This is a genomic window from Vibrio sp. 1159 (genome assembly GCF_033340395.1).
GTDB classification, from domain to species: Bacteria; Pseudomonadota; Gammaproteobacteria; order Enterobacterales; family Vibrionaceae; genus Vibrio; species Vibrio alginolyticus.
On the sequence record NZ_JAWOWL010000004.1, the window covers coordinates 148,454 to 173,284 of the forward strand.

The window sequence follows — 24,831 nt, forward strand, 5'->3', positions numbered from 1 at the left end:
AACACCTAATTCCCCTCGTATGGCTAATCGTATAAAACAACATTTTATCTTTATTGTTGTCACGCTAAAGCGTACTTTCTTAATTATATGATTAGTTATAAAGGTAACGAGAATGGGATTAAAAATCCGTGGCTCTGTTGGTATAAATGGCACTAATTCGAAAAATGATGTTAAAGCAGTTCAACAATTTTTAAATGATAACCAAAAGAGAATAGGTTTTACCCGACTGTTGGTTGTTGATGGCTCGTTAGGGCGGAGTCCTCATTTGTCGAAAACAGTAGAGGCAATAAAAGTGTGTCAGCGTAAGCTACTTTATATGGTAAAGCCAGATGGTCGGATCGATGTAAATGGTAGAACTCATCGTAAGCTCAATGGATTACCATCCTATAGTTCAGTGAAAAATGATCCTCATGATGCTCAAAAACTAGTAACCAAAGTGCCTTGGATGAAAACAGCGTTGGGAGAAATTGGACAAAAAGAAGTTTCAGGCACTAAGGCCAATCCAAGGATTTTAGAGTATTTTACAGCATCTAAGTTCTGGGGCACTGATGACTCTGGAGGTCAAAATGCTTGGTGTGGTTCGTTTGCCGCTTGGGTTTTTAAACAACACGGAATCACTCCAGTAAAAGAAGCTTATCGAGCAAAGGAGTGGAAGGGTTTTGGTAAAAACATCTCAGAACCTATACATGGAGCTCTAGGGATTAAATCGAGAAAAGGTGGTGGGCATGTTGCTTTTGTCGTGGGAAAGAGCCCTGATGGTAGGCATTTGTACATGTTAGGAGGAAACCAAAGCAACCAAGTCAATATAGCAAAGTACTCTATTGATGTCTGGGACAAGTTCGTAGTACCGAGTAACTACGATGAAACAAAAGGTACTTTACCTGTATATACAAAAGGCTCTGCCTTAGCAGGAACGGAAAGTTAAACATGAATAAATTTATAAGTTTGCTAGGCTGTGTGAGCTTATCAGCTTGTGCTTCACAGGGAGTGTACTCTCAGAATGAGGTACTCAAAGATGCGATATTTCAAACGCCCTATTCTGCAGTGGTGAAAATTACAGGTTTTGAAAAGTTTGCTGAACGCGAGGAAGATGTTCTCTTTAAAGTTCAAGCAGAAGTGATTCAGAAACTTCGTGGAGACGTTGGGTCTGAGATTACTTTCAGTATGTATGGCGAGCTAGGAGATGAGCCCAATATACACAATGATCCTGTCATTCTCACACTATGTCGTGATAAAGATACATATTATTGGCCTGGAACGGGGGCTGAGTTTGGGGCTAATCAAGAGAACATATTAAACGCTCAAGAAACAGCTGCTCACTTGGATACAGAACAGCGCCATTTTGCACATTGTTCAGAATGAAAAGGGTGGCGGTTGAAACGAGCGGTTACAGAGCATGTTAGTCGCCATCGTAGACAGCGTCTTTGCTGAATGATTCGTCGAGATTTTTTAGTCTTTGATTGTCAGAGGCGACTGACAAAACCATACCAACTGTGACAACCATACCGCTATTAAAGCAGGATATTATTCCTTCAACTTTGTGTTTTAGGAGTAGTCATTAGACTACCCAATAATTGTTGGAATAAATAATGACGAAACGTTGGCTTGTCTCCGCTGTGAGCATTGCGCTGCTCGGCGGTGGTACGTATTTCTATCTCCAATCTGCCGCTCAACCAGAATTGCTGCCTACATTGATTGTGGAAAAAGGCACGATTGAAAAACAAGCGGTGGCTGTTGGTAAAATTGTCCCTGCACACTCCGTGTCTATCAAGTCACAAATCGACGGTATCGTCGGTGAAATTTACGCGAAAGTTGGTGAAAAGGTGAAGCAAGGCCAGCCGCTGATCAAAGTGCGTCCAAACCCAACCCCCCAAGCATTAACGGATGCATCGGCAGAACTCATGCGTAGTGAAGCCGATCTGGAATCCGCCAAACAAAAACTGTCCAACTTAGAAAGCTTGGTCAAGCAGGACATTATTCCAAGTAACTACGACGAATACGTAAGTGCGCGCTCGGCAGTCAAATCTGCGCAAGCGGACGTATTGCAAAAGCGCCAGAATCTCGAACTCATCCGCAGTGGTGAGGCGTCTATCGGCGATGCGCGTTTAACGTCGACGATCTACGCGCCAATTGATGGCACAGTACTCAACCAGAAAGTAGAGGTCGGAGAGCCGATCATCTCGACTCAATCAAGCCAAGCCGCGACTGAAATGATGTCATTGGCCGACATGAACAGTCTGATTTTTAAAGGTAGCGTCAGTGAGCATGATGCTGCGCAGTTGTCTCCGGGAATGCCCGTTATGTTGACGGTTGCGCCTTATCCTGATATGGCGATTTCTGGTGTGCTAACCAAAGTGGCGATTCAATCTGAGAACCTTAACTCACCAGAAGGCAACGCTTCGGCAAAAAGTTTTGATAACGGTTTTGAGGTTGAAGTGGGAGAACTCAAGATCCCACAAGATGTGTTGCTTCGTTCTGGTTTTTCATCGACGGCTCAAATCATTCTGAAGAAGTCTGAAAACGTGCTCACTCTACCGGAGCGCGCTCTGCAATTTGATGGTGACGCACCGAATGTTCTGATCCCCGATAGCTCAGAACAAGGGTTTCATAAACAACCTGTGAAACTCGGTCTGTCAGATGGCATCAATGTCGAAGTGCTTGACGGCGTGGAGCTTGATGAAGAGGTTATCGACAACAGTATGATGGGAGCGGCGCATGGTTAAGCTGCAACGATCAACAATCGCCTTTGCATTGTTGGCTGCCACACTCAGTTTGCCGACCTACGCAATTTCTATTGAACAAGCTTGGCAACAAGCAAAGCAGAACGATCCTAATTACGAAAAAGCGAAAATCGGCGTCCAGCTTGGCGAGGTTGGCGTACAGAGTAGCCGCAGTGCGTTATTGCCGGGTTTAAGTGCCAGTGCGTCAGCGGATTGGAATGAGTCCTCAAGCCATTCGAACAGTTACGGCGCTACCTTATCTCAAACTATTTGGGATAGCAGTTTGTGGTCGGAACTGGATCAAGCGAATGCCAATTATCTCAAAGCACAGTTAGAGCTATCTCAATCACATAACGAGCTTGCGCAGAAGTTGCTCACCGCTTACCTAGATGTGGCAAGCGCACAGGGCGACCTCAAATTGGCGCAGTCCAAGCTGGAGGAGGGGAAAGAACTTCTCAACATCATCGAGAAACGCTATCGAGCAGGCAAAGTGAAGTCGGTTGATGTCGAAGAGATGAGAGCGAATCAAGTCTCTGAGCAAGCAAGTATCCTCAATGCAAAAGCCGATCTCGAAGTGAAAAAAGCAGAGCTTGCGGCGTTAATCAATCAAATGCCGGAGAGTGTCGACCAAATTCGAACGGATTCTTTGATTCAGCCGCCGATGCTGGTGGACTCTCAGGAGCAATGGCTAAAGCTGGCGAAAGACAGTAGTCCAGAGCTGTTGGTAGCGGCGCAGATGGTGAAAGCGAGCGAGTTCGCGAAAGATTCAGCTAAAGGTGGATACTACCCAACCGTCAAAGGCAGTGTGGGCTACAGCGATGGTGACAATCGTTCAAACGGCGAGTTTAACGCTGGGATTAGTTTGAGTTTGCCGATTGACCTCAATGGTGCAGTGCGAGCGAAAGTGGACGAAGCATCGTTGAACATTTTAAGCGCCAAGCAAGATATGCGTAGAGTGGAAATTGATATTCAGAAACGAGTTATTCAGCAGTTTACGCAGGTCGATATCAATTGGAATCAAGTTTTAATAGCGAACGAGCTGGTTGAGTCGCGCGCCAGAGTGTTGCAAAGCAAAGAGAAACTTTACGACGCTGGTCTGCTTGAAGTGTCGGAAGTTATCAGTGCACACAACAGCTTGTTTGAGGCGAAAAACAGTCTGCAAACCAACTTGTACAGCTATTGGCGTAAGAGAATCGGCTTACTGCAAACCGCAGGGAAACTCGATGACGATACCATGGCGTTGATCTCTCGGGCTTTTCATTCATGAGCAGCCTGTTGCAGCAAACTTGGCAAACGTTGATGGCGCACCGCATGAAGAGCGTGCTAGCCATTATCGCGATTGCTTGGGGCGTGATCTCTGTGGTGGTGTTAATCGCACTTGGCGAAGGCTTTTATCGCCATCAGACCCAGTCGTTTTCATTTATGATCAACAATGTGCAAGTGGTGTTTCCGTCGAGTACCAGTAAACCGTGGCAAGGGTTAGCTTCAAGACGACAAATTGATATTCCACAAGAAAAAGTCGACATGATCAAACAGTCAGGCTTCGTGCAACAGGCGTCAAGCGTTTACGCCAAATGGGATGCGAATATCACCAATCTCAAAGGACAGAACTTATCGAGTACGGTCAGCGGTATTGATACGTCTTACTTTCCTTTAATGCAACGCAAGCTGCAATCCGGTTCGAGAAACCTGTCACCAAGTGATATGAACAACCACACTCGCGTGGCGGTGTTAGGCGATCAAATTGCGCAAATGGGCGGAATCCAAATCGGGGATAGGCTCAAAGTCAATGGCATTCCGTTTTTGGTTATTGGGATAACCGTCGGTGAGGACACTGGCATTTCATTCGGCGATAGCCGCACGGTTTTCATTCCTCAAACAACGTACCGCGATTTGTGGGATGCGAAACCTTGGATGGTATTGATGAAGCCGAGAGACGGGATGGATGCACCGTCGTTTCGACAAAATATCGTGAACTTTTTCGCCAAGCAGCTTCATTTTGACCCAAGTGATAAAGATGCGGTCGAATTACCCGATTTTAGTGAAGGTGCGGCGGTCATCAGTGGAATTTTGCGTGGCATTCAGATTTTTCTCGGAGCGAGCGGTGCGATGACCATGGCGGTCGGTGCGCTTGGCGTTGCCAACATCATGTTTTTATCTGTCACGGAGCGCACGCGTGAAATCGGTGTGCGTTTGGCGATCGGGGCGAATCAAAAATCCATACTCAGTCAGTTTATTCTTGAAGGGCTTATTTTGGTAGCTGTGGGCACGGCATTAGGTCTGATGTTTTCGTATGCAGTGGTGTCTGTCCTAAGCAGCATGGCATTACCGGAATGGATTGGTTTACCTGTGATCACGCCAGATTCCATTGCTTGGTCTTTACTTGTGACGCTTATCTTGGCATTGATGGCATCGTATTTCCCAGCAAGGCGAGCATCGCGTCTCACGCCAGTTATTGCTTTGAGTGCGAGGGCCTAGTCATGTTGTTACCGATGAGACAAATTTTCCAAGAAATGGCTGCAGAAAAGCTGAGATTGGGTTTGACCATTCTGGCTGTAGCGTGGGCGACCCTCTGTATCGCTGCTATGTTGGCGGTAGGTGAGGGCATTCGTCAGGGCGTATTGAAAACCGCACAAAATGGTAACGGCAACTTGATTTATTTGACCGGAGGGATGGCCACCGTCGACCACGGTGCTTTTCACCAAGGTAAATTTCTGACATTAAAAATGGACGATTCAGAGGTCGTTCGAGCGTTACCCGATGTAAAAAGTGTTGCGCCAACTGCGAAGTGGAAAGAGCGCATCACCGTTGGTGATAGAAACTCGTGGCAAGAGCCGTTAGCGGTCACGAGCGAGTTTCAATCCATGACCAATTTGGTGCCGATGGCGGGGGGGCGATGGTTAAATCCACTCGATCAAAAAGAGACGCGCAAAGTCGTTGTACTGGGTTATGAACTGGCAGCCGACTTATTCAACCCGAATGAGGACTTTAGTTGGTTTGCGACAGTCACATTGCAAGTCAACCCTGTGGGGAAAAAGGTAAAAATCGGCAATGAGCAGTTCACCGTTGTGGGCGTATTGGAGAAAAACAGCGCCCAAATAGAACTGGGGGATCTTATCAACTATTCCAGCTTTGTGCCGTTAGCGACGTGGAAGCGATTTCATGTCAACGGTGAAATTGGTGGCATCAATGTGCAACCACAAGCCGATGTAGACCGAGAAGCCTTAGCAAAGACGATCAGGCAAGTGATTGCCCGTAAACACGGGGCAAGTGTCAGTGATGAACAGATCGTCCAAGTCGATGATATGTTCCTTAAGCAAAAGAGTATGCAGCAGTTTCTGATAGGTTTGCAGAGTTTCCTTGGCATTATCGGCTTCGTGACGTTAGCTGTTGCTGGTGTTGGCATCGCCAATGTGATGTATGCCACCGTAAAGCGATCTACGCGTGATATCGGTGTGCGCATGGCAGTCGGTGCAACCCCAACGGCTATTCGCATGCACTATTTAGTACAGTCTTTATTGACAATGATGATGGGGGGGGCGTTTGGGTTAGCCGTGACGTACGCGCTGGTGTCTGCCATCAGTTCCATTCCTTTAGAGGGCAATGCTTTTTATGAACAACTGGGTAAACCTGTCCCTGAGTTGTCGTGGGTCGTTGTCGCGATTGTCATCCTCACCTTAGTGATCATTGGTGTGGCATCTGCATGGTTACCTGCAAACCGAGCCGCAAAAGTCAGCCCGTTGGAGGCGCTACAAAGTGAATAACAACAATAACTCTGGAAAGAACATGTCGAACAAGCCGCTTGTTGAGCTGACCAACATCTGTAAATACTACTCAAGCGGGGAGGCGGAAGTTCGCGCGCTAGACGGCGTTGACTTAACCATTAATCAAGGCGAGTTTCTTTCGATTCTTGGCCCGTCCGGTTCAGGCAAATCAACGTTGATGAACATGCTCGGCTGTTTAGATAAGCCCACCGATGGCAAGTACCAACTTGGCGGCCAAAACGTCGCAAGTTTAAGTGCGAATGAGCTGGCTGGCATTCGTAACCAAAAGATCGGATTTGTCTTCCAAAGCTTTAACTTATTGGAATACGCGACGGCGCTTGATAACGTGGCACTGCCGTTGGTTTACTCTGGTATCAAAGCCAAAGAACGTCGCCAGCGCGCAGCTAAATTGCTAGAGCAAGTCGGGCTAGGGGATCGTTTAGACCATAAACCAAACCAGCTTTCTGGTGGTCAAAAACAGAGGGCGCGATTGCAAGAGCCTTGGTCAACGATCCGCAAATCATCTTAGCAGATGAACCAACGGGTGCATTGGATTCAAAATCCGGCGCAGAGATTGAAGCCTTGTTCAACCAACTCCACGCCGAAGGTAGAACGCTGATCATCGTGACGCACGATAACGCTCTGGCAGAGCGCACTAAACGCATCATCACCATCAAAGACGGCAAGGTGATTTCGGATAGGGTGCCGGTAAGTAGGGAGAAATGAGCTTTTCTTAATTGAGAACTGAGTTTTAAGGGAAATAGCGATACAGAGGCTATCTCCCTTTACTTTTATTCGCGATGTTCGTTTTGTCTCTCTTTTATCAAGTCATGCTTTTTTTCTTTAAGTAGAGTGATTGCGAGCTTAGTGTCCTCAATCAATTTACTGTTATCGTTGAGATCTTTGCTCTTCAAAGGCAAAACTAGATAATGAATGCTGCCATCTGCATTCTGTACTCCGGTAGCGATGATGACATCACCTTCAGACGCCGTACCAAAATACTCTGATACGACTTTGGTTTCGCTGACACCGTAGCTATCCAAATAGGATGACTCCGTATTGTCAAACAAGATAGGAACCCCTTGCTTAGCTAATGTTCGCAATTGTTTTTGCTTTTTCTCGTCGAATGGATAGTCGTTCGTACTGATGTAACTTACCTGTTCAGCTTCAATAAAATCGTACAGTTCATTGCTCAGTTCATTTAATGGGGCAGATATCCAAGGTGTAGCTGGAATGACGTCGGAAGTATCATCATTGCGACTTAGTGGTGTTGGAGCGGTAACAACCTCTTGAGCAGCATCGCTCTCAGGAGGCGTTACACTTATTGTCGCAGCGTCTTCTGTCTTGATTTGCTCATCAAGGCTTGCAACAGGTTCGGTCTGGGCATTCTTGTTATTTGAATTAATTAGAAACATGGCGAGTACTGCACCAAGTGCTAGCGCCGATCCAGTCAAGAGTTTTTTGTTACTTGTCATGTGTCATGTCTTACCGTTTATTTCATTAGTAAATATAGCGGCCACTTATTTATTCCGTGGCCGCAGGCTAATAAGTTAGTGGTAGAGATCGTCATTCCAAGAGATAGTTACGGCTCGGCTAGTCTCTGTCCATTGACTGCTATCACGATTTTTCTTCCAGGTATTTTCTGGTGTGGTATACCAGCTACACCAGTCGCGACCAAAGTAGTAATTGGTTTTTCGCCAACCAGCAACCAGCTTGACCTCTGATGTATCTAGGCCATCTTGAATGTCATTTTTTCTATATACGACGCCGACTTGTGGTTTAAAATCTGAACGCATAACGACAGGTAACTCATTGTAATCTATCAAATTACCCATGTCACAACTGGTCCAACGATACAATAACCAGTCTTTAGCTGGCGTATTATGGCGGATAGTCTTGTTTTCAATTAACCAATTAATGCTTTCGTTAGCTTGGTTAAAATCGGCGACCGTTTGAAACTCGGGCTGGTCGTACGTTACACGGTTGCTCCAGGAGATTCCCCCACTAATATTTGGAGAAGTAGAAGCACTGAATCCAAGGTTAAAATCTAGAGACTCACTGACAGATGCCGTTGCAATGGTGTTTTCTGGAGCATGGCTCATGTGGCGTAAAGGGGCGCCATTTAAATAGCTCAGTGCCAGCTTAAAAGCCGTTGGAACGGTGTAACGGTAATCTCCCCCAGTAGCAAAACCATAGATTTGTTCTTTGTTTGGAACATTAGTCATGTCGAAGCCAGAACCGCCATTTAGGATCAACTTGGCTTCTTTAGCGCCATTTGGTAGCAAAGATTGGTTCCAGACATTTTCTAAAGAATAAATTAAGCGGATTTTTTTCGAGCGTGCATCACCATCATCAAGCTGAAGCAATGTCGAAGTGTAAGATTTCAATGTATCTTCAGCATGTGCTGGTGCTAAAGAACCAAGTAAAGCGAGTGCGATAATACTCGCGGAAAGATGCTGTTTTTCCATTATTTTTTCCTATTAGTCAGCCCATAAAGACTTTTGTTTTAAACCATCTTGATGGGCACTTTATAATTATGGACAGGTTATAAATTCAAGCTCAATAAATGAGCGGTGAAATAGTGCATCTTGTTTTTTATTAAAAAAAGAAAAAGGATAGATTCGTGGGATTAATGTCTCATAGTTTTTAAATTCACCACTCAACTATAATAAATAAGAATTTGGTTATTAAGTCTTGTCTTTTTAAGTTATTGCTTAATTTTAATTTTCTAATGTTGTGTTGAGATTTTCTATTGATAAAAGTGAATTTTATAAATATTAGTCATGTTATTTTTAGGGTTTTTGTTATACCAAATTAAGTAAAGTATCGTTATGTGGTTATCTCGGGTTTATGGGCTTAATTCAAATTAAAACAGTGGTTTATGTTTTTTTGTTATTATTTTTTTAGAGCTTAATGTAATAGTTTAGTGATAAAGTCCGTCAATGAAGTTGCCATGTTCGTGTATGAAGTTATATGTGCTTTTACAGCAGGAAATTAAACTTTACGTTTAAGATGGTAAAGATAGAAAAAGAAATAAATAAGATTATTAAATAATCATGTTTCGAGAATATAAAATGTAACGTACTTCTAATTAAACGAATGCTTGAATAAACGATGGAGTGTGAAAAGTGCTATTTAAGTTACGCTGCCCTATATTCCAGTAGGTGCCTTGTTCATACAATGCGTTTTCTCGGCTTAAACTGGTTTACGTACTGCTAATCTCTTATCCGTTTCTTAATTACACATATTGGCAATATGCTCGCCAAGTTACGTGTATTGGTGTCAATGAAAAACAGTATCTACGATAGCTCTCTCAGGGTTGGAACTGCCACTATGAATTTCCTTCATGTTCAATGTGAAACAATACCAATATTACTCAACTCGTGAAGCAAGTATAAAAAAAGGACTGCTCTGGTGTTAGGCACTGCGACGGTCGTTTTTTGTACGAACCGTTCGTCGTAAGTGCTGTGCAACCTAACGATTGGGAAAACCAAAAAACAAAAAATGTCCCCATGCACAGAGTTAGGAAAAGTCTGCTTTATCTAAGGAAATAGGATACCAACTCACGATGAATAACGATTTCACATTTGCTATCAAAAGCATTCGCTTTGATGAGAATTACCAACCATCAGACAACACGCGAATCACTACCAACTTTGCTAATCTGGCTCGCGGAAACTACCGCCGAGAGAATCTGCGCAATGCGCTCCGAATGATCGATAATCGTTTTAATGCGTTGGCATATTGGGATAACGCGCAAGGTGACCGCTACTCAGTTGAACTTGAAATCATCTCTGTTGATATGGATATCCAAGGTAGTGGAGAAGCATTCCCATCGATTGAAGTGCTCAAAACTAACATTGTTGACCACAACACTAACGAGCGTATCGAAGGCATTGTGGGCAACAACTTCTCTTCATACGTGCGTGATTACGACTTTAGCGTTTTGCTGTTGGACCACAACAAAAACCAGCCACAGTTCAGTATCCCAGCGAACTTCGGTGATTTGCATGGCAAACTGTTCAAAGCTTTCGTTAATTCTGAGTCTTACAAACAGCATTTCAAAAAGCTGCCAGTGATTTGTCTGAGCGTATCGGACAACAAAGTATACCGACGCACCGAAAATCAACATCCTGTTTTGGGCTTTGAATATCAGCCGAACGAATCTTCGTTGACGGAGCAGTACTTCAAAAAGATGGGCTTACAGGTGCGCTACTTTATGCCACCAAACAGTGTCGCACCATTGGCATTCTATTTCTTCGGTGACTTGCTGAACGACTACTCAAACCTAGAGCTTATCAGCACGATAAGCACGATGGAGACATTCCAGAAGATTTACCGACCTGAGATTTACAATGCCAACGCGGTTGCCGGTAATTGCTACCAGCCAAACCTAAAAAACCTAGACCACTCGCTAACTCAAATCGTTTACGACCGAGAAGAGCGCAGCCAACTGGCGATTGAACAAGGGAAATTTGCCGAGGAGCATTTCATCAAACCTTATCAATCTGTGCTTGAACAATGGTCTGCAAACTACGCGTAATCGACAACGAGAATCTAGAAAGGAATGACGATGAAAACACTATTACCGACTTCAACGGCTGGCAGCTTACCGAAACCTTCTTGGCTGGCCGAACCAGAAAAACTTTGGTCACCGTGGAAACTGCAAGGTGAAGAACTGATTGATGGCAAACGCGATGCGCTACGTGTCGCTTTGCAAGAACAAGAACTGGCAGGCGTTGATATCGTCAGTGATGGCGAGCAAACTCGCCAACATTTTGTGACGACCTTTATTGAGCATCTAAGCGGCGTAGATTTTGAAAACCGCAAAACGGTGACCATTCGCAACCGTTATGAAGCAAATGTTCCGACTGTGGTTGGCCCAGTAAGCCGCACAAAGCCCGTGTTTGTTGAAGATGCCAAGTTCTTGCGTCAGCAAACTAAGCAACCTATCAAGTGGGCGCTGCCAGGCCCTATGACGATGATCGACACACTTTATGATGATCATTACGGTAGCCGTGAAAAGCTGGCTTGGGAATTTGCGAAGATCCTCAACCAAGAAGCGAAAGAGCTTGAAGCGGAGGGTGTCGACATTATTCAATTCGATGAACCTGCGTTCAATGTGTTCTTCGATGATGTGAACGAATGGGGCATTGCGTGTTTAGAGCGTGCGATTGAAGGGCTGAAATGTGAAACTGCAGTGCACATCTGCTATGGCTACGGCATCAAAGCGAACACGGATTGGAAGCAAACGCTAGGCACTGAATGGCGACAATACGAAGAAATATTCCCTAAATTGCAGCAGTCAAATATCGATATTATCTCGCTTGAGTGTCATAACTCACGAGTGCCTATTGAGTTACTTGAGTTGATTCGCGGTAAGAAGGTGATGGTTGGTGCGATTGACGTCGCTACCAACGAAATTGAAACGCCAGAAGAAGTGGCGAACACACTGCGAGAGGCGTTGAAGTACGTTGATGCCGACAAGCTTTACCCATGTACCAACTGCGGTATGGCGCCTTTGTCTCGTGAAGTATCGACCGCTAAGCTCAATGCGTTAAGTGCGGGTGCGGAGATCATTCGTAAAGAGTTGGTGGGTTGATATTAATACTTAGGCTCCGCACCATGAACTAAAATTAGGGTCATTCTAGCGAGTTTAAATGAGACTAGGAATCGGTTTACTGCTCGCTAGGAAATGACGATAACTTTCGCACTTCAAAGCAGTCGGTGAGTAGATCCTGAATCACGCTCGTCCCTCACTGTTCAGGATGATGGATGTTGGAAGATACATTGCTCGCCATCCCTCAGGTATTAGAGCAGCTCTAAGGTAGGGTCATTCCAGCGAGTCTAGACGAGACTAGGAATCTGATTACAGCACGCTAGGAAATAGCGATAACTTTCGCACTTCAAAGCACTCGGTGGGTAGATCCTGAACCACGCTCGTTCCTCGATGTTCAGGGTGACCGTTTTAAATAAAAATGCCGCTCACAGTAAAGTGAGCGGCATACATTTCCCGTTTCCAGCCTCGGCCAGATTTAATTCAACTCTACGTTCTTAATCTCAGGATGCTTTAGCAACATCACACGAATCCAGTGATGCACCACCCACATCACCATCGCGGTGAGCAGAACCGCAACGAAAATCGAGCTGAAACGGTACAAGATCGAAAAGAACGCGTCTTTTTGTTCTGGCACCAACGAGGTCGTCAGCGGAACCGATAGGGCAGACATGGCAGAAAACGCGATAGCCGCTTTAATTTGCCCCTTGGTGAGCCACAAGCAGAATGGCCCCATTGCAATGGTAAAGGCGAGCCAAAAGAGTAGCCCATGCCCATACCAACTGCCCAATATCAGCTGAACAGCCATCCCTGCGATGCAGCCTAGTGCGGTGCCGATGATGCGAATTTTTGCCATGGCGAGCGAGCCCGCTAAAGTCATTGGGGTTAGGATGATCAAAATGGAAGCTTGTGCGGATAGCGAGTCATATAAGTCCGCTACTTGGAATACGATAAACGCAGCCATCGCCACTACCCAACCCATAGCAACTTGGCTGATGTAGTCAATATCGCTTTTTACTGGGGTCGACATCTCAAGGTGCTCGGCGGGGGATTTTGGCTCCGGGAACAACCAATACGCGAATGCGCAAACAAAAATATTGCTGAACGCCATCACCCACATGTTGACGTTGAACTCTTCAATATCCATGAAGTTATAGCTGGCAAAATTCAACACAATTGAACCCACCAACAGCCCCATGTAACCAAACAAATAGGTTTTCTGGTTCATCATTGCAATGCACTTGAACAGCATCATAATTCCGACGGCAACGGTCATTAATGTTGGATGAAACTGCAAGTATTCCAGCAAAAATGTGGCTTGTATGGTTGTCCACACCGCAGAGAAAAACACGATCAATAAAGCCGAAATATTAAAGTTGTCCATTTTGCCCAATATAAACAGCGGCATCATGATGGCAAAAAATCCGTAAGACCAACCGAAGATCATGCTTAGCGCGAGCCCTAAAGAGCAGCCGAACCAAATTCGTAAGGTTTTCATTGTCGCCGCCTAGTAAATGAAGTGGAACCAGCTTGCGAGGTGAATCTGTGCTTGCGCCATCAACTGCCAGAAAATGCTGTTGTCTGGGTACAAAACAATGGTAGCGCGAGAGCCGACAAACAGTGCTGGTGGTAACTCTTCGCTGCTGGTTAGGTTCACTCGTGTACGCTGCGCATCACGTACCCAGCGGTTGTTCACTTCCACTTTGGTCAGTGCGCCATTAGGCGTTTGTTGTGCGGCTGCTACACCGTAATCGCGGCTAGCTAAATCAAAGTCGTACACCGAACCTGGGTTGGAATCAAATGTGACCAAGGCGTGGAAAGTCTTGTCTACGTTCGCGACGGACTTTTCACGAAAATCAGCGGCTACCCAGAGTGATCCTGTTGGTACAAACGTCAGCAATGGCATGTTGGTGTTTGCCATCGTGCCAACTTCTAGTTGCAGGTTGGTCACGACACCATCACTGGGAGCGAGTACCGCGGTATTTGCCAAATCAAGTTGCGCCTTTTCGATGCCGTTTTTGGCAATTCGAACGGCGGTGCTTTGACCTTTTTGATCGCCTAATTGCGCCTCAATGACTTTTAAGTTTTGTCGTTCCGCTTTAAGCGCTGCACGTGATACCTGATTTTGGGCAAAGGCATTATCGAGTGTCGATTGAGAGATGACTTTCTGCTTCGATAGTGTCAGTAAGCGGTTGTACTCGCGGTGTGCATTATCAAATGTCGCTCGTGCGCGGGCAATATTGGCAAGAGCGGCTTCGCGTTGAGAATACAGTGTTGCTTCTTTTTCATAGGCGGATTGCAGAGACAGCTCCGCCTGTTCAAGCGCTATCTTGTATTTACGATCATCAATCGTAAACAACACATCGCCTTTTTGAACGGACTGGTTATTCTCGATGAGAACGTCGGTCACTTTACCAGATACCTCGGGTGCGACTTGGACAACGTATCCTTGCACTCGTCCTTCGGTCGTTAAGGGGGCGTGGCGGTCAGCAATGATAATGTACAAAAATAGTACGATGAACAGGACAATCAAAGTTCGCATCCAGTGTTTGAATTTTTGGTCAGCCGTCATTACAAGTTCCGTTAAACATATTGGATAGCGGATTATAGAGAAGTCACTCACAATTCAGTAGAATGATAATACGAACATAAATGACCTAAAAATAGGACAATGAACGTTAATTTTGATGATATTTACCTATTCACTCAGACGGTGGTTCACGGCGGTATAAGTGCAGCGGCAGAGGCGAATCAACTACAACGCTCAAAAGTGAGTCGTCGTCTGCAAGAATTAGAGAAATCGCTCGGGGTACAGCTTTTGATTCGCACAACACGCAGCATTGAGTTGACGGAGCACGGGAAACGCTTGTTTGAGTTGGTGGGGCAGCCTATTGACCATATTCAGCAAGGTTTAAATGCCATGCACGAATATCAACAAGAGCTGACGGGCAAGGTGCGTTTAGCCATTCCTTCCGCATTGATGAGCTCTGCCGCGTTTAACGCGATCATCACTGAGTACACAACGCGGTATCCGGAGATTTCGGTCGAGATCGAAAACCATCAAGAGAGTGTCGATCTCAAGCGTCAATCGTTTGATTTACAGCTTCTTCCGAGCGTGGTCAAAGTCACCGATGACAGCTATGTGCAGTTCAGTCTTTTGCCTTATCGTAGTCACTTTGTTGCGTCAAAAGCCTATCTAGAATCGCATCCGCCAGTAAAAACGGTGGAAGATCTTAAGCAGCATCGCCTTTTAACTAATCGTTACAATGCCGATTTGCTCGATTCAGATCTGCATGTGGCGTTGCGTTCGGATGACCTCAACTTGCTGCGCTCGATGGCGATAGCAGGAAACGGCATCGCGTTTATTCCTCAAATTCATTCCAAGCCTGCACTGAGAGACGGTTTGTTGGTCGAGGTGCTGCCTCAATTCGCGCATCCGAAGCAGCATCTTACTCTGATTTATCCCTCGGCCTTATTTCTGCCCAATAAAGTCAAAGCCTTGATTGAACTAATTCGAGAGAAATTTAAATAGCCAGTCCAAACCACTCTTACCTAAGGGCAAATGTGTGAGCGAAGGTCATCTTTCTAGGTTTTATTGCTCTAACATGAAAGGGTTCTGATACATTAACTTTTGCTCAACTTGTTGAGTATGGTTTGTGGTCGCACAAGATAGGAGATGGAAATGTTATCGAAAGGAAACACGGGCCTGATTGTGGTGGATGTTCAGGGCAAACTCGCTACATTAATGCATGAAAGCGACGCACTGATTGAAAATATCACGAAACTGGTAAAGGGCGCCAAAGCACTAGATTTGCCTATTCTGTGGCTAGAACAGAATCCAGAAAGGTTGGGCCCAACCGCGGAGCCGATTCGTGAAGTGCTTGAAAGCACGCATTTACCTATTACCAAGTACACGTTTGATGGTTGCAAAGAGGCGACGTTTAAGGTCGCGGTGGAGAACGCGAAAGTTGATACCTGGTTGGTTTGCGGTATTGAATCCCACATTTGCGTCTATCAAACCGCGGTTTCTCTGCGCCAGTCCGGTTATCGCGTTGAATTAGTCACGGATTGTGTCTCTTCCCGAACCGCTGCCAATAAAGCGCTCGCTCTTGCGAAGTTAACCGCTAACGGTGTGGTGCTCACTGGGTTAGAAATGTGTTTGTATGAAATGGTCGAAGATTGCCGAGCACCTGAATTCAAAGAAATTCTGGCGCTCATCAAATAGTGGAATCACTGTAATCAGCAACAACTTTATTTGAACACGCTATTCAAATTCTCGTTGATATCTTGGCAACATCGACTCGTTGCCAAGTAACCCGCCTTGGTGAATATAAATCACCGTTTTATCTGTGTTCTCTTCCAACCAAGGGGTGAGGCATTGCCACATATACGGGTCGTATAACAGGTCAAATTCGAGGTCGGTTTGCTCAAAGAGTGCTTTCCATGTGATGTAATCTTCTTCGTACAAGCGACCAAAATGGTGTTTGTTGCGCACGGTTAAAATGGTTGGGTGGCTGTTTTCACCGAGCTGGTTGAACTGCTCAGTTAAGTAATCTGCATCGCCTACGCAAGGGCAAGTTAGCACTTCTATGCCGTGTGGGCTTAAATGTTTATGAAGATATAAAGCCGTCGTGCCAGTACCTGATGGCAGGGCGACCGTAAACTGCTCTTTACCTCTCAATCGCGTCCAATCAAGAATTTCTCGTGCTAACTGTTTGATGCCAGCTTCAGCGAGGTGGGAACGTCCACCCTCTGGAATCAGCAATGTCGACTCATCTACTCTTCGTACCTGGTGGATGTATTCACTAGGGTGAAGTTCGCTACCGATGTCTTGCATGGCGGTGATTTTCATACCCAAATCAAGCGCACCACGATAGTTGCCGATAGGGGAGTCTTTAAGCCAAGAAGGAATGTGTTGAACGTAGAATTCGAAGTTCCAGCCTTTGATTTGCGCCAGAGCGGCAAGCGAATACATCGCGTTGGATTGAGCAGAGCCATAACTGATGAGGGTTTTGATGTCGCTGTTCTGCGTTTTCATCAACGCCATAAACTTACGTGCTTTGTTCCCAGAAAAGTGAGAATGCAGCATGTCATCACGCTTAAGAAAAAACGTATGACCGTTGAAGTTGTGTTGAGTTATCGGGCTTTCAGAGAGTTTCATGCTGCTGACGTGTCCAACCACGCGACCTTGCCGTTAAAAAGGGCGCGTAGTGTAACGCCATTAAACCCAGATAAAAAGTCTGGGTTTCAGTACATCCATTTCGTTATTCCTGATGTTTTGCCGCTTTGTTTTCAGGGGATTCAATTCCACGGCTCGCCTTTCTGCTTTAAGCCACGTACACTACGCCGCTTATTTCAACTCAATCAGAAGGCTTGGTTTTGCAAACTCTAGAACAATTAAAAACAGGACAATTAGTAGGAACGAAACAACTGAAGTTGGCGGAAGGGCTAACTGAGTTTCCTATGGAAATATTAGAGCTTGCAGAAACGCTTGAAGTGTTAGATTTATCTGGCAACGCACTGTCAGATTTACCACCAGAACTGGAACAGCTGACCAAGCTAAAAATCATCTTTGCTTCCAACAACCTGTTCACCCATCTGCCAGAGGTGTTGGGCAAGCTGCCAAACCTTGAGATGGTTGGGTTTAAAACCAACAAGATCAAAGTAGTCAGTGAAGCCTCACTACCAACTCAGTTACGTTGGTTGATTCTGACCGACAACGAGATTGAAGTTCTGCCAAACAGCCTGGGTGAAAGACCGCGCCTAAGAAAGCTTGCTTTGGCGGGCAATCGCATCAAACAACTGCCAAACAGCATGGAAAACTTGGTCAATTTAGAATTGATTCGTTTATCTGCAAACCAGTTAGAGCATTTCCCGGATGTGTTGATGAAGCTGCCTAAATTGGCATGGTTTGCATTCGCAGGTAACCCATTCTGCAAACATCCATCTTCGCTAGACAGCGTGCCTAAAGTGACCACAAACAGTTGCTCACTTAACCATGTTCTTGGCCAAGGTGCGAGTGGCGTGATTTCTCATGCTAACTGGACTGACGCTCAATACGACTTCCCGAACGAAGTTGCGGTGAAAGTGTTCAAGGGTGAAGTGACCAGTGACGGCTACCCACATGATGAACTTGAAGCATGTTTGCAAGCCGGGCATCACAACAACTTGGTGAAATCCATCGCGCAAGTGGATGACGGTAATGAGCTTGCTTTGGTTATGGAGCTGATCCCAAACTGTTACTACAACTTGGGTTTGCCACCAACGTTGGAAACTTGCACCCGAGATACATTCCCACAAGGTTTTACGTTGACGGTCGAGCAAGTCAATTCCATTGTTGAGCAGATGGTGGACGTGTTTAATCACCTGCACGACAACAAGGTGTGCCATGGCGATTTGTATGCGCACAATACTTTGGTGAATGAGCAAGGTGAGATGATCTTCGGCGATTTTGGTGCGGCGAGCATTTACGGTTACTTATCGGACGAACAGCAAGCGGCAATCCGAACCATTGAATCTAGAGCGTTGAAGTACTTTATCGAAGATATGTTTTCTGTGTGTGACGCGTCGGAATCGGCATCGCAAGCATTCAATCGACTAGCAGCACTTGCAGCATAAGATTTCATTCAATCGAAATTAGAAAGAGGTATCGAATTGCTCGTTTGATACTGAGCAAAGTAGATACCTCTCAATTGAATTAGGCGCTGGGGAAGTTACTCTGAGCAAGCCTCTTGATGCTCTGACGTAAGGTCAATTACTGCTTCACAACCACCCTCTGGATGTGTACCAATCTTAAATTGCCAGCCATAGCGTTGGCACAAATCATCCACAATCATCAAACCTAATCCGTGCCCATCTGAGTGCGGAATGGTCGAAAAGCCTTCACCTTCATCGCGCACCGAGATGGTGTTTTCATCCATGCTGATATGAATTGATCCCGATGGTGTCGCGGCGATGCCGTTGCGAATCAGGTTACCAAGAATTATGGTCAACACGGCATTGGTCGCACGCGTTCTTGGGTGGCCGTCGTTCTGTACATTAAAGTTGAGTGCTTTCTCATCCGCCTGAGCTTGGCTTTGGAAGATGATTTGGTTGAGTTCTTCTTCGGTGATGCTGCGCACTGGTGAATCATCTGCATTACGCTCGTAACGTACTAAGCCGAGTAGGGCATCCACCATAGTCGACATTTGCTGCGTTGCATCCTGAATTCGATTCACTTGGCGGGTCTGGAAATCTGTGTTCGCACTTCTCGCCAGTAAGCTACTTGAGCCTTTCATCACGGTTAACGGTGTACGCAGTTCATGGCTTGCGTATCGTGCAAAGGCTTGCTCGCGCTTGATGACTTGGTTGATTTTGTGGCGATATTCATTCAACTCATCCGCGAGGGTTTGGAACTCTTTGGCCGAGCCCTCAGGCACACTAAAGGTCTGCGTGGCATCGCCTTGGTGGTGATCGAGTTGAGTTTTAAGCGCATTGACGGGTTCAATTAAGCGCTGTGATAAGCGCAGCAGCAGACTACCAAACAGAAACACCAGCACGGCGACAATGGACAGCACCATAGCGACGACGAGAATGAATTCCTCTGAGGTGATCTCGATTTCATCAATCAAGGAAACCAGAATAACGGGATGTTCAACGCCTTTGTAGGTGTAAGTGCTCATGTAAACCATGCGCGAGTATTCACCGTCTTCTACTTCATCAAGAAAGTGCTTTTGACCAATCAGGTATTTTTGGTAGCGCTCGGCAACCAATGAGATGTCGTTGTATGCGGTGGTGAGCAGGTCAAGCTGAATACTACCTTGCTCTGGGTGGGACTGGAAATGTTCAATCGCTTCTTTTTTGTCGACCATAATACGACGCTCGCCCACGCGGTCTTCAGACCAAAGCAGGGAGCCGGTAATCAACAAAAAGCAGAAGATGCCAATCACGACCGACACAAAAGAGAAAAACAGAGCGAGTCGCCCTGTCATACTTTGTGTGCTTTGCGTGCTAGCAAGTAAGCGATTGATCATGCACCAGTCTCCAATCGGAAGCCAACTTTCGGCACGGTGATAAGCACATGTTGTTCAAATGGCTTATCAAGTTGGTTGCGAAGTTGGTAAATGTGGCTGCGCAGAACGTCGTTGTTCGGCTCGTTCTCTTGCCAAAGTTGGAAGGCGATTTCTTCGCGTGTCACCACATCTGGTGCGCTTTTCACAAGCATTTCCAGAATGGTGTAAGTGGTTGGGTTTAGCGCTAGCAGTTTATCTTGGCGGTAAGCTTTACGCGTTTTTTGGTCGATAGAGACTTCACCGTATTCCAACTTACTCGATGCGACAGTGCCACGGTAACGGCGGATCAGTGCCATCATGCGCGCTTCTAGAATATCAAGATCGAAAGGTTTAGTCAGGTAATCATCGGCACCGTGTTGGAAGCCTTTGAGCATATCGTCACGGCTATCAAGTGCCGTCAGCATAAGCACTGGTGTGTTGTTGCCCGCGTCGCGAAGTTTATTACACATGGTCAGGCCATCCATGCGTGGTAGCATGAGGTCGAGCAGGATGATGTCGAAGGTGTTTTCCATCGCCAGTTTCAAACCGAGCTCACCGTTGTCTGCATAATCGAGTTCCATACCTGCACACTCAAAATAATCGAACAGCATGCCTGCGATTTCTCGATTATCTTCGACTAAAAGTATGCGTTTCATGTATTTCTCTCCAAGTGGGCGGGTTTTCGAAAATAAGACTTCGTCTTAACCGAACATTATTCACTAAGAACGTGAAAAAGATGTCAACAACATCTCTTTCACATTGATGTTTGTAGACTGGATTCATTCATCGGATTTAGTGGAAGAGTAGCATGTCAACCTTCAACATTCACGCTGCAACCTTTTCAAAGGTGAGCCAACACACTGAGCCTAAAACAGTTTTGTCTGTTGTGGTGCCATTCTTTAACGAGCAAGAAGTCTTGCCTGAATTTCATCGTCGTTTAGCCGCCGTTTTGGATGAAATGCCAGAACGCTGTGAAATCGTTTATGTGGACGACGGCAGCAAAGACGACAGCCTAATGATCGCGCAAAACTTTTCTCAATCTTCTAGCGACGTTCGTTGTATTGCATTAAGCCGTAACTTCGGCAAAGAGTCCGCCATGAGTGCGGGTCTGGAACACTGCCAAGGTGAAGCGGTGATCGTGATTGATGCTGACTTGCAAGACCCGCCTGAGTTGATCCCGCAAATGGTATCAAAATGGCGTGAAGGGTATGACGTAGTGAACATGCAGCGCAGTGAACGCCACGGCGAAACCTGGTTCAAACGCTTCTCGGCCGCATGCTTTTACAAAGTGCTTAACAGCATGGCGAAATTGGATGTGCCTGAAAACGTGGGCGATTTCCGTCTACTGAGCGCAAAAGTGGTTAAACACATCAATGCGTTGCCAGAGCGTAACCGATACATGAAAGGCATCTTTTCTTGGCCGGGTTTCAAGCAAGTGACGGTTCAGTTTGAACGTGACGCTCGTTTCTGTGGTGAAACCAAATGGAACTACCTCAAGTTGATTGGCCTTGCAATGGACGGCATTACCTCGTTTTCCATTCGCCCTTTGCGCTTAGCGACACTTGCCGGTGCGTTAGTGGCGTTCAGTGCCTTTATCTATGGCGCATTCATAGTGATGAAAACTGTTGTGTTTGGTGAGCCTGTCACTGGCTACCCATCCATGATGGTGGTGCAACTTGCCTTGGGCGGTGTGCAACTGCTGTCGATTGGCCTTTTAGGCGAATACATTGGCCGCATTTTTGTCGAGACCAAGCAACGTCCTCTTTATCTTGTTCAGTCTGTTTACGAGCAGCCTGCAAAACATCAATCCATCCAAACCATGAAGTTTAAACTGGGAGAAACCGCGTAATCATGAGTATTAATAAAACCCATCTGTGGTTGTTGTTGGCGTTTGCTCTTTTACTCCGTCTTATTTCACTTGCCGCTTACCCTTTGATGGACACCACAGAAGCCCGCTACGGCGAAATGGCGCGCTTAATGGTGGAAACCGGCAATTGGCTTACCCCACAGTTTGATTACGGCGTGCCTTTTTGGGGGAAACCACCCCTGTTCACTTGGATGAGTGCTTACGGCATTGAGCTGTTTGGATTGAATGAATTTGCAGTGCGCGCGCCTCATTGGTTAGCGGGTGTTGCGACGATTGTTTTTGTTGCTTTCATGGCGCATCGCGCGGGTTTTAATGCAGTCATCGCAGCGTTGGTACTGGCGACGTGTGGCATCTTTTCAATTGCTGCGGGTGCGGTGATGACAGACATGGCGCTGACGTTGGCAATGACGATGGCGATGGTCGGCTTTTACTACTGCTGGCTTGGCAAAGACAAACACAGCCGATTGTGGGGTTACCTCGGTTTCTTTGGCTTGGCTTGCGGGCTGTTAGCAAAAGGTCCAGTGGCGATCGTGATCATGGGTATCGCAGTGTTTCCTTGGCTCGTGATTCAGCATGGTTTCTTTGGTGCCTTCAAAGCCCTGTGGCAGCGTTTTCCTATTGTATCGGGGTTGGTGCTCATGCTGGCGATTGCTCTACCGTGGTACATCATGGCAGAAATGGCGACGCCTGGATTTATTGATTACTTCATTGTTGGCGAGCACTTTAAGCGTTTTGTTGTCAGCGGTTGGGAAGGGGATCTGTATGGCTCTGCTCATGATCAACCACGTGGGATGATCTGGGTATTCTGGCTGCAATCGGCTGCGCCTTGGTCAATTGTATTGCCTATCTTGGCGTGGAAACGTCGTAAAGTACTCAAAGCCATTGAAACTGATCATCAAGGTCTATTTAGCTTCCTGATGTGTTGGCTGATTTCTCCAATGATCTTGTTCACCATGGCTGGGAATATTCTGCCTGCTTACGTATTACCGGGTGTGCCTGCATTGGGTATCTTGATTGCAATGCTGGTGGATAAACACGATTTCAAATGGTTGACCGGAACGGCAGCGGTGTTGCCAGCCCTGCTTATGATTGCGATGTTGGTTTTGAATATGGGCAAAGCAGATAGCCGCAGCGACCGTATAATCTTCGCACAAATTAATGACAACGCTCCGGTCTTTTACATTGGTAAGCGCCCGTTCTCAGGTCAGTTCTATAGTCATGGTCAGGCGAAAGAGCTTGAAGATAAGAATGACTTAAACAATCTGAAGAAATTCCATCTGATTGGTAAATCGCAGCAAGTGGATAGCATGATTCATGAAAATGCGTTGAGTTGTACCAACGAGTTCACAGCAAAATCGAAACGCTCACTCTACACCTGTGTGGTTGGATAACGGAATGCGCAAATTACCAAAATTTGCTTCGCTGGAAAGGTTTGCTTCGTTAACAAGGTTTGCTCTAGTAGGTGGTGTCGGCTTTATGGTCGACACCCTTATCTTTTCTGTGTTGTTCCATTGGTTTGGTCTGGAGTTGATGCTGGCTCGTGGGATAGCATTTTTGTTTGCAGCAACCACGACTTGGCTTGGCAATCGCTGGCTGACTTTCTCTCAAGCAGAAAAAACCAACCCTTTCGCTCAATGGAAAAAGTCTATGATGAGTGCCTGTATCAGTGCTTTGCCGAATTTTATTGTGTTTAAAGGCGTAACGCTCGCGCTAGGAACGCAAGGAATGATGGTCTATTTGGCTTTGAGCTTAGGCATATTGGTAGGCATGGTGAGTAACTATTTACTCAGTGCAAAATGGGTGTTTAGTTGAGGATAGAAAGGTTCGGGCTTACTATCCTATCCTCGAGTTAAAAATTCGTTATTTGAACCAATTTTTCTTTTTGTACATCAGAGTAAATCTAAAGCTTTTCATGGGGGGATGTAAAAAGGTAAACAAGCCAAGGTTTATACCTTGGCTGCCGTTAGTTCAGATTTTGATTGTTCGATTTCAGACTCGGTTTGCCACTTGCCGTTATATAGGTACTCTCGCTCTGGGAGCGGGGCATTTGACGCCCTTAAATCAAATACCTCATCGGTTTGATATTCTTTATAACAAACTGGCGTACCAAACAGTCTAGCCTCTGGCTTAGCTTCAAATAGCTTTTTGTGGTCGGCGACTTCTGTACAGTCAAGCTTATATTCCGTGGCTAGCTGATTGACCATAGACTCTAAGTCAGACACGGTTTTGAAAAATACGTAATAGTGGAATCGGTTGTGTAAGCGTGAAATCTTAGTATGTTCTATATTAATATATTCGCATGTGTCATGCTTAAAAAAGAACTTAATTACTTTTCTTTTCTTATTGTAATCAGCAAAGAGCCAGTCTTCACGTTCTCCGACCCTCACTTCTGTTGGTTCATCAGGCTGACGTTTAAGCATACCAAATGAAACCAATATAAAGCCACCGGCTCCGACAAGAACCATCGGTCCAGCAACTCCAACCATCACGACACAAACTATTGCTCCAATCCAGCCCATGACTTGAGCCGCGGAGTTTACCCAATTCGGTAAATTACGTCGTTTTTTTATGACTAACCCGCGATCGGAGAAGGTGTAATCATACCGATTGTCCAAACCAAATGTCAGATAAGACACACCAGACATGATTATCGTCAGCCCCGATAAAATGTAAGTTAAGATCATTTCACTACTATCATGTAGGAAATAGGTAAGGAAAAATAATGGACTGACAGCAGCTATAGCAATTGATAGGTATAAGTATCGAAAAGGCTCTTCAATATCGTGCTTATGCCAGACTGTCAGATTCATCCCGTTAAGAATTTTTTGCTCCTGCTCTTCTTGGTATGCTGAAAATTCTTCTGGGGTAATATAGAAAGGTAAATAAGCCAAAG

General features: G+C 45.8%; 22 protein-coding genes and 1 pseudogene. 15 read left to right on the forward strand and 8 right to left on the reverse strand.

The window, feature by feature from the left end; all coding sequences use genetic code 11:
* The first annotated feature begins 112 nt into the window (after positions 1-112).
* The 7 genes and pseudogenes from R7127_RS05535 to R7127_RS05565 all read left to right on the forward strand — a co-directional run bounded on the left by R7127_RS05535 (position 113) and on the right by R7127_RS05565 (position 7,210).
* Complete coding sequence (locus tag R7127_RS05535) at positions 113-925, forward strand: TIGR02594 family protein (protein WP_017821644.1); 813 nt, start codon at positions 113-115, stop codon at positions 923-925.
* 2 nt (positions 926-927) lie between these two features.
* Positions 928-1,362, forward strand: a complete 435-nt coding sequence (locus R7127_RS05540) for a hypothetical protein (protein WP_033905713.1) — start codon at positions 928-930, stop codon at positions 1,360-1,362.
* Between the two features lie 227 nt (positions 1,363-1,589).
* Positions 1,590-2,723: an efflux RND transporter periplasmic adaptor subunit gene (locus tag R7127_RS05545; RefSeq protein WP_025579324.1), complete on the forward strand. Its 1,134-nt coding sequence runs from the start codon at positions 1,590-1,592 to the stop codon at positions 2,721-2,723.
* Positions 2,716-3,987, forward strand: a complete 1,272-nt coding sequence (locus R7127_RS05550) for a TolC family protein (RefSeq protein WP_017448389.1) — start codon at positions 2,716-2,718, stop codon at positions 3,985-3,987. The genes R7127_RS05545 and R7127_RS05550 overlap by 8 nt, the downstream gene beginning before the upstream one ends.
* Positions 3,984-5,198 carry an ABC transporter permease gene (locus tag R7127_RS05555; protein ID WP_156216706.1) on the forward strand — a complete coding sequence of 405 codons (1,215 nt, stop codon included), beginning with the start codon at positions 3,984-3,986 and terminating at the stop codon, positions 5,196-5,198. The genes R7127_RS05550 and R7127_RS05555 overlap by 4 nt, the downstream gene beginning before the upstream one ends.
* A gap of 2 nt (positions 5,199-5,200) precedes the next feature.
* Entirely contained in the window at positions 5,201-6,484 is a 1,284-nt protein-coding gene (locus R7127_RS05560; RefSeq protein ID WP_033905708.1) for an ABC transporter permease, read from the forward strand.
* A gap of 22 nt (positions 6,485-6,506) precedes the next feature.
* Positions 6,507-7,210: pseudogene (locus R7127_RS05565) on the forward strand (ABC transporter ATP-binding protein).
* A 65-nt stretch (positions 7,211-7,275) separates the two neighbouring features.
* Here R7127_RS05565 and R7127_RS05570 read toward each other — a convergent pair.
* Positions 7,276-7,959, reverse strand: coding sequence for a hypothetical protein (locus R7127_RS05570; protein ID WP_033905706.1), 684 nt, complete (start codon positions 7,957-7,959; stop codon positions 7,276-7,278).
* 75 nt (positions 7,960-8,034) lie between these two features.
* Positions 8,035-8,952 (reverse strand): leukocidin family pore-forming toxin, encoded by a 918-nt coding sequence (locus tag R7127_RS05575; protein ID WP_005376731.1) that lies wholly within the window; start codon positions 8,950-8,952, stop codon positions 8,035-8,037.
* 1,100 nt (positions 8,953-10,052) lie between these two features.
* On the opposite strand from R7127_RS05575, the gene R7127_RS05580 reads away from it, so the two are divergent.
* Together R7127_RS05580 and R7127_RS05585 are read left to right on the forward strand one after the other, a co-directional pair.
* Entirely contained in the window at positions 10,053-11,027 is a 975-nt protein-coding gene (locus R7127_RS05580) for a DUF1852 domain-containing protein (protein ID WP_017636059.1), read from the forward strand.
* Positions 11,028-11,057: 30 nt separating this feature from the next.
* Positions 11,058-12,086: a methionine synthase gene (locus R7127_RS05585; protein WP_033905704.1), complete on the forward strand. Its 1,029-nt coding sequence runs from the start codon at positions 11,058-11,060 to the stop codon at positions 12,084-12,086.
* 433 nt (positions 12,087-12,519) lie between these two features.
* On the opposite strand, the gene R7127_RS05590 is transcribed toward R7127_RS05585, so the two are convergent.
* The gene (locus R7127_RS05590; protein ID WP_033905703.1) at positions 12,520-13,539 is read right to left on the reverse strand and encodes a DUF2955 domain-containing protein; all 1,020 of its coding nucleotides are present in this window, start codon (positions 13,537-13,539) and stop codon (positions 12,520-12,522) included.
* 9 nt (positions 13,540-13,548) lie between these two features.
* A complete protein-coding gene (locus tag R7127_RS05595) occupies positions 13,549-14,613 on the reverse strand; it encodes an HlyD family secretion protein (protein WP_017634711.1) in 1,065 nt (354 codons plus the stop codon).
* A gap of 99 nt (positions 14,614-14,712) precedes the next feature.
* Between R7127_RS05595 and R7127_RS05600 the strand changes: the two genes are divergently transcribed.
* Both R7127_RS05600 and R7127_RS05605 read left to right on the forward strand, forming a co-directional pair.
* Complete coding sequence (locus R7127_RS05600; RefSeq protein WP_017634710.1) at positions 14,713-15,573, forward strand: LysR family transcriptional regulator; 861 nt, start codon at positions 14,713-14,715, stop codon at positions 15,571-15,573.
* Between the two features lie 150 nt (positions 15,574-15,723).
* On the forward strand, positions 15,724-16,266 hold the full coding sequence (locus R7127_RS05605; protein ID WP_005457944.1) for a hydrolase: 543 nt from the start codon (positions 15,724-15,726) through the stop codon (positions 16,264-16,266).
* A gap of 39 nt (positions 16,267-16,305) precedes the next feature.
* On the opposite strand, the gene R7127_RS05610 is transcribed toward R7127_RS05605, so the two are convergent.
* Entirely contained in the window at positions 16,306-17,202 is an 897-nt protein-coding gene (locus tag R7127_RS05610) for a 1-aminocyclopropane-1-carboxylate deaminase/D-cysteine desulfhydrase (protein WP_064376498.1), read from the reverse strand.
* A 218-nt stretch (positions 17,203-17,420) separates the two neighbouring features.
* Between R7127_RS05610 and R7127_RS05615 the strand changes: the two genes are divergently transcribed.
* Complete coding sequence (locus tag R7127_RS05615; RefSeq protein WP_318141838.1) at positions 17,421-18,659, forward strand: leucine-rich repeat-containing protein kinase family protein; 1,239 nt, start codon at positions 17,421-17,423, stop codon at positions 18,657-18,659.
* Positions 18,660-18,754: 95 nt separating this feature from the next.
* Here the strand turns inward: R7127_RS05615 and R7127_RS05620 are convergent, their stop codons facing one another.
* The gene (locus R7127_RS05620) at positions 18,755-20,053 is read right to left on the reverse strand and encodes a HAMP domain-containing sensor histidine kinase (RefSeq protein WP_318141839.1); all 1,299 of its coding nucleotides are present in this window, start codon (positions 20,051-20,053) and stop codon (positions 18,755-18,757) included.
* Positions 20,050-20,727, reverse strand: a complete 678-nt coding sequence (locus tag R7127_RS05625; RefSeq protein ID WP_213971349.1) for a response regulator transcription factor — start codon at positions 20,725-20,727, stop codon at positions 20,050-20,052. Before R7127_RS05625 ends, R7127_RS05620 begins: the two co-directional genes overlap by 4 nt.
* A gap of 152 nt (positions 20,728-20,879) precedes the next feature.
* Here R7127_RS05625 and R7127_RS05630 point away from each other — a divergent pair, with 152 nt between their 5' ends.
* From R7127_RS05630 to R7127_RS05640, 3 genes are read left to right on the forward strand one after another with little or no spacing between them, the layout of a single operon-like run.
* Positions 20,880-21,920: a glycosyltransferase family 2 protein gene (locus R7127_RS05630; protein ID WP_020197904.1), complete on the forward strand. Its 1,041-nt coding sequence runs from the start codon at positions 20,880-20,882 to the stop codon at positions 21,918-21,920.
* A gap of 2 nt (positions 21,921-21,922) precedes the next feature.
* Positions 21,923-23,329 carry an ArnT family glycosyltransferase gene (locus tag R7127_RS05635; RefSeq protein ID WP_213971348.1) on the forward strand — a complete coding sequence of 469 codons (1,407 nt, stop codon included), beginning with the start codon at positions 21,923-21,925 and terminating at the stop codon, positions 23,327-23,329.
* Positions 23,330-23,333: 4 nt separating this feature from the next.
* Positions 23,334-23,750, forward strand: coding sequence for a GtrA family protein (locus tag R7127_RS05640; protein WP_262584529.1), 417 nt, complete (start codon positions 23,334-23,336; stop codon positions 23,748-23,750).
* A 134-nt stretch (positions 23,751-23,884) separates the two neighbouring features.
* Here R7127_RS05640 and R7127_RS05645 read toward each other — a convergent pair whose 3' ends face one another.
* Positions 23,885-24,829 carry a hypothetical protein gene (locus R7127_RS05645; protein ID WP_005376756.1) on the reverse strand — a complete coding sequence of 315 codons (945 nt, stop codon included), beginning with the start codon at positions 24,827-24,829 and terminating at the stop codon, positions 23,885-23,887.
* Positions 24,830-24,831: the final 2 nt, after the last annotated feature.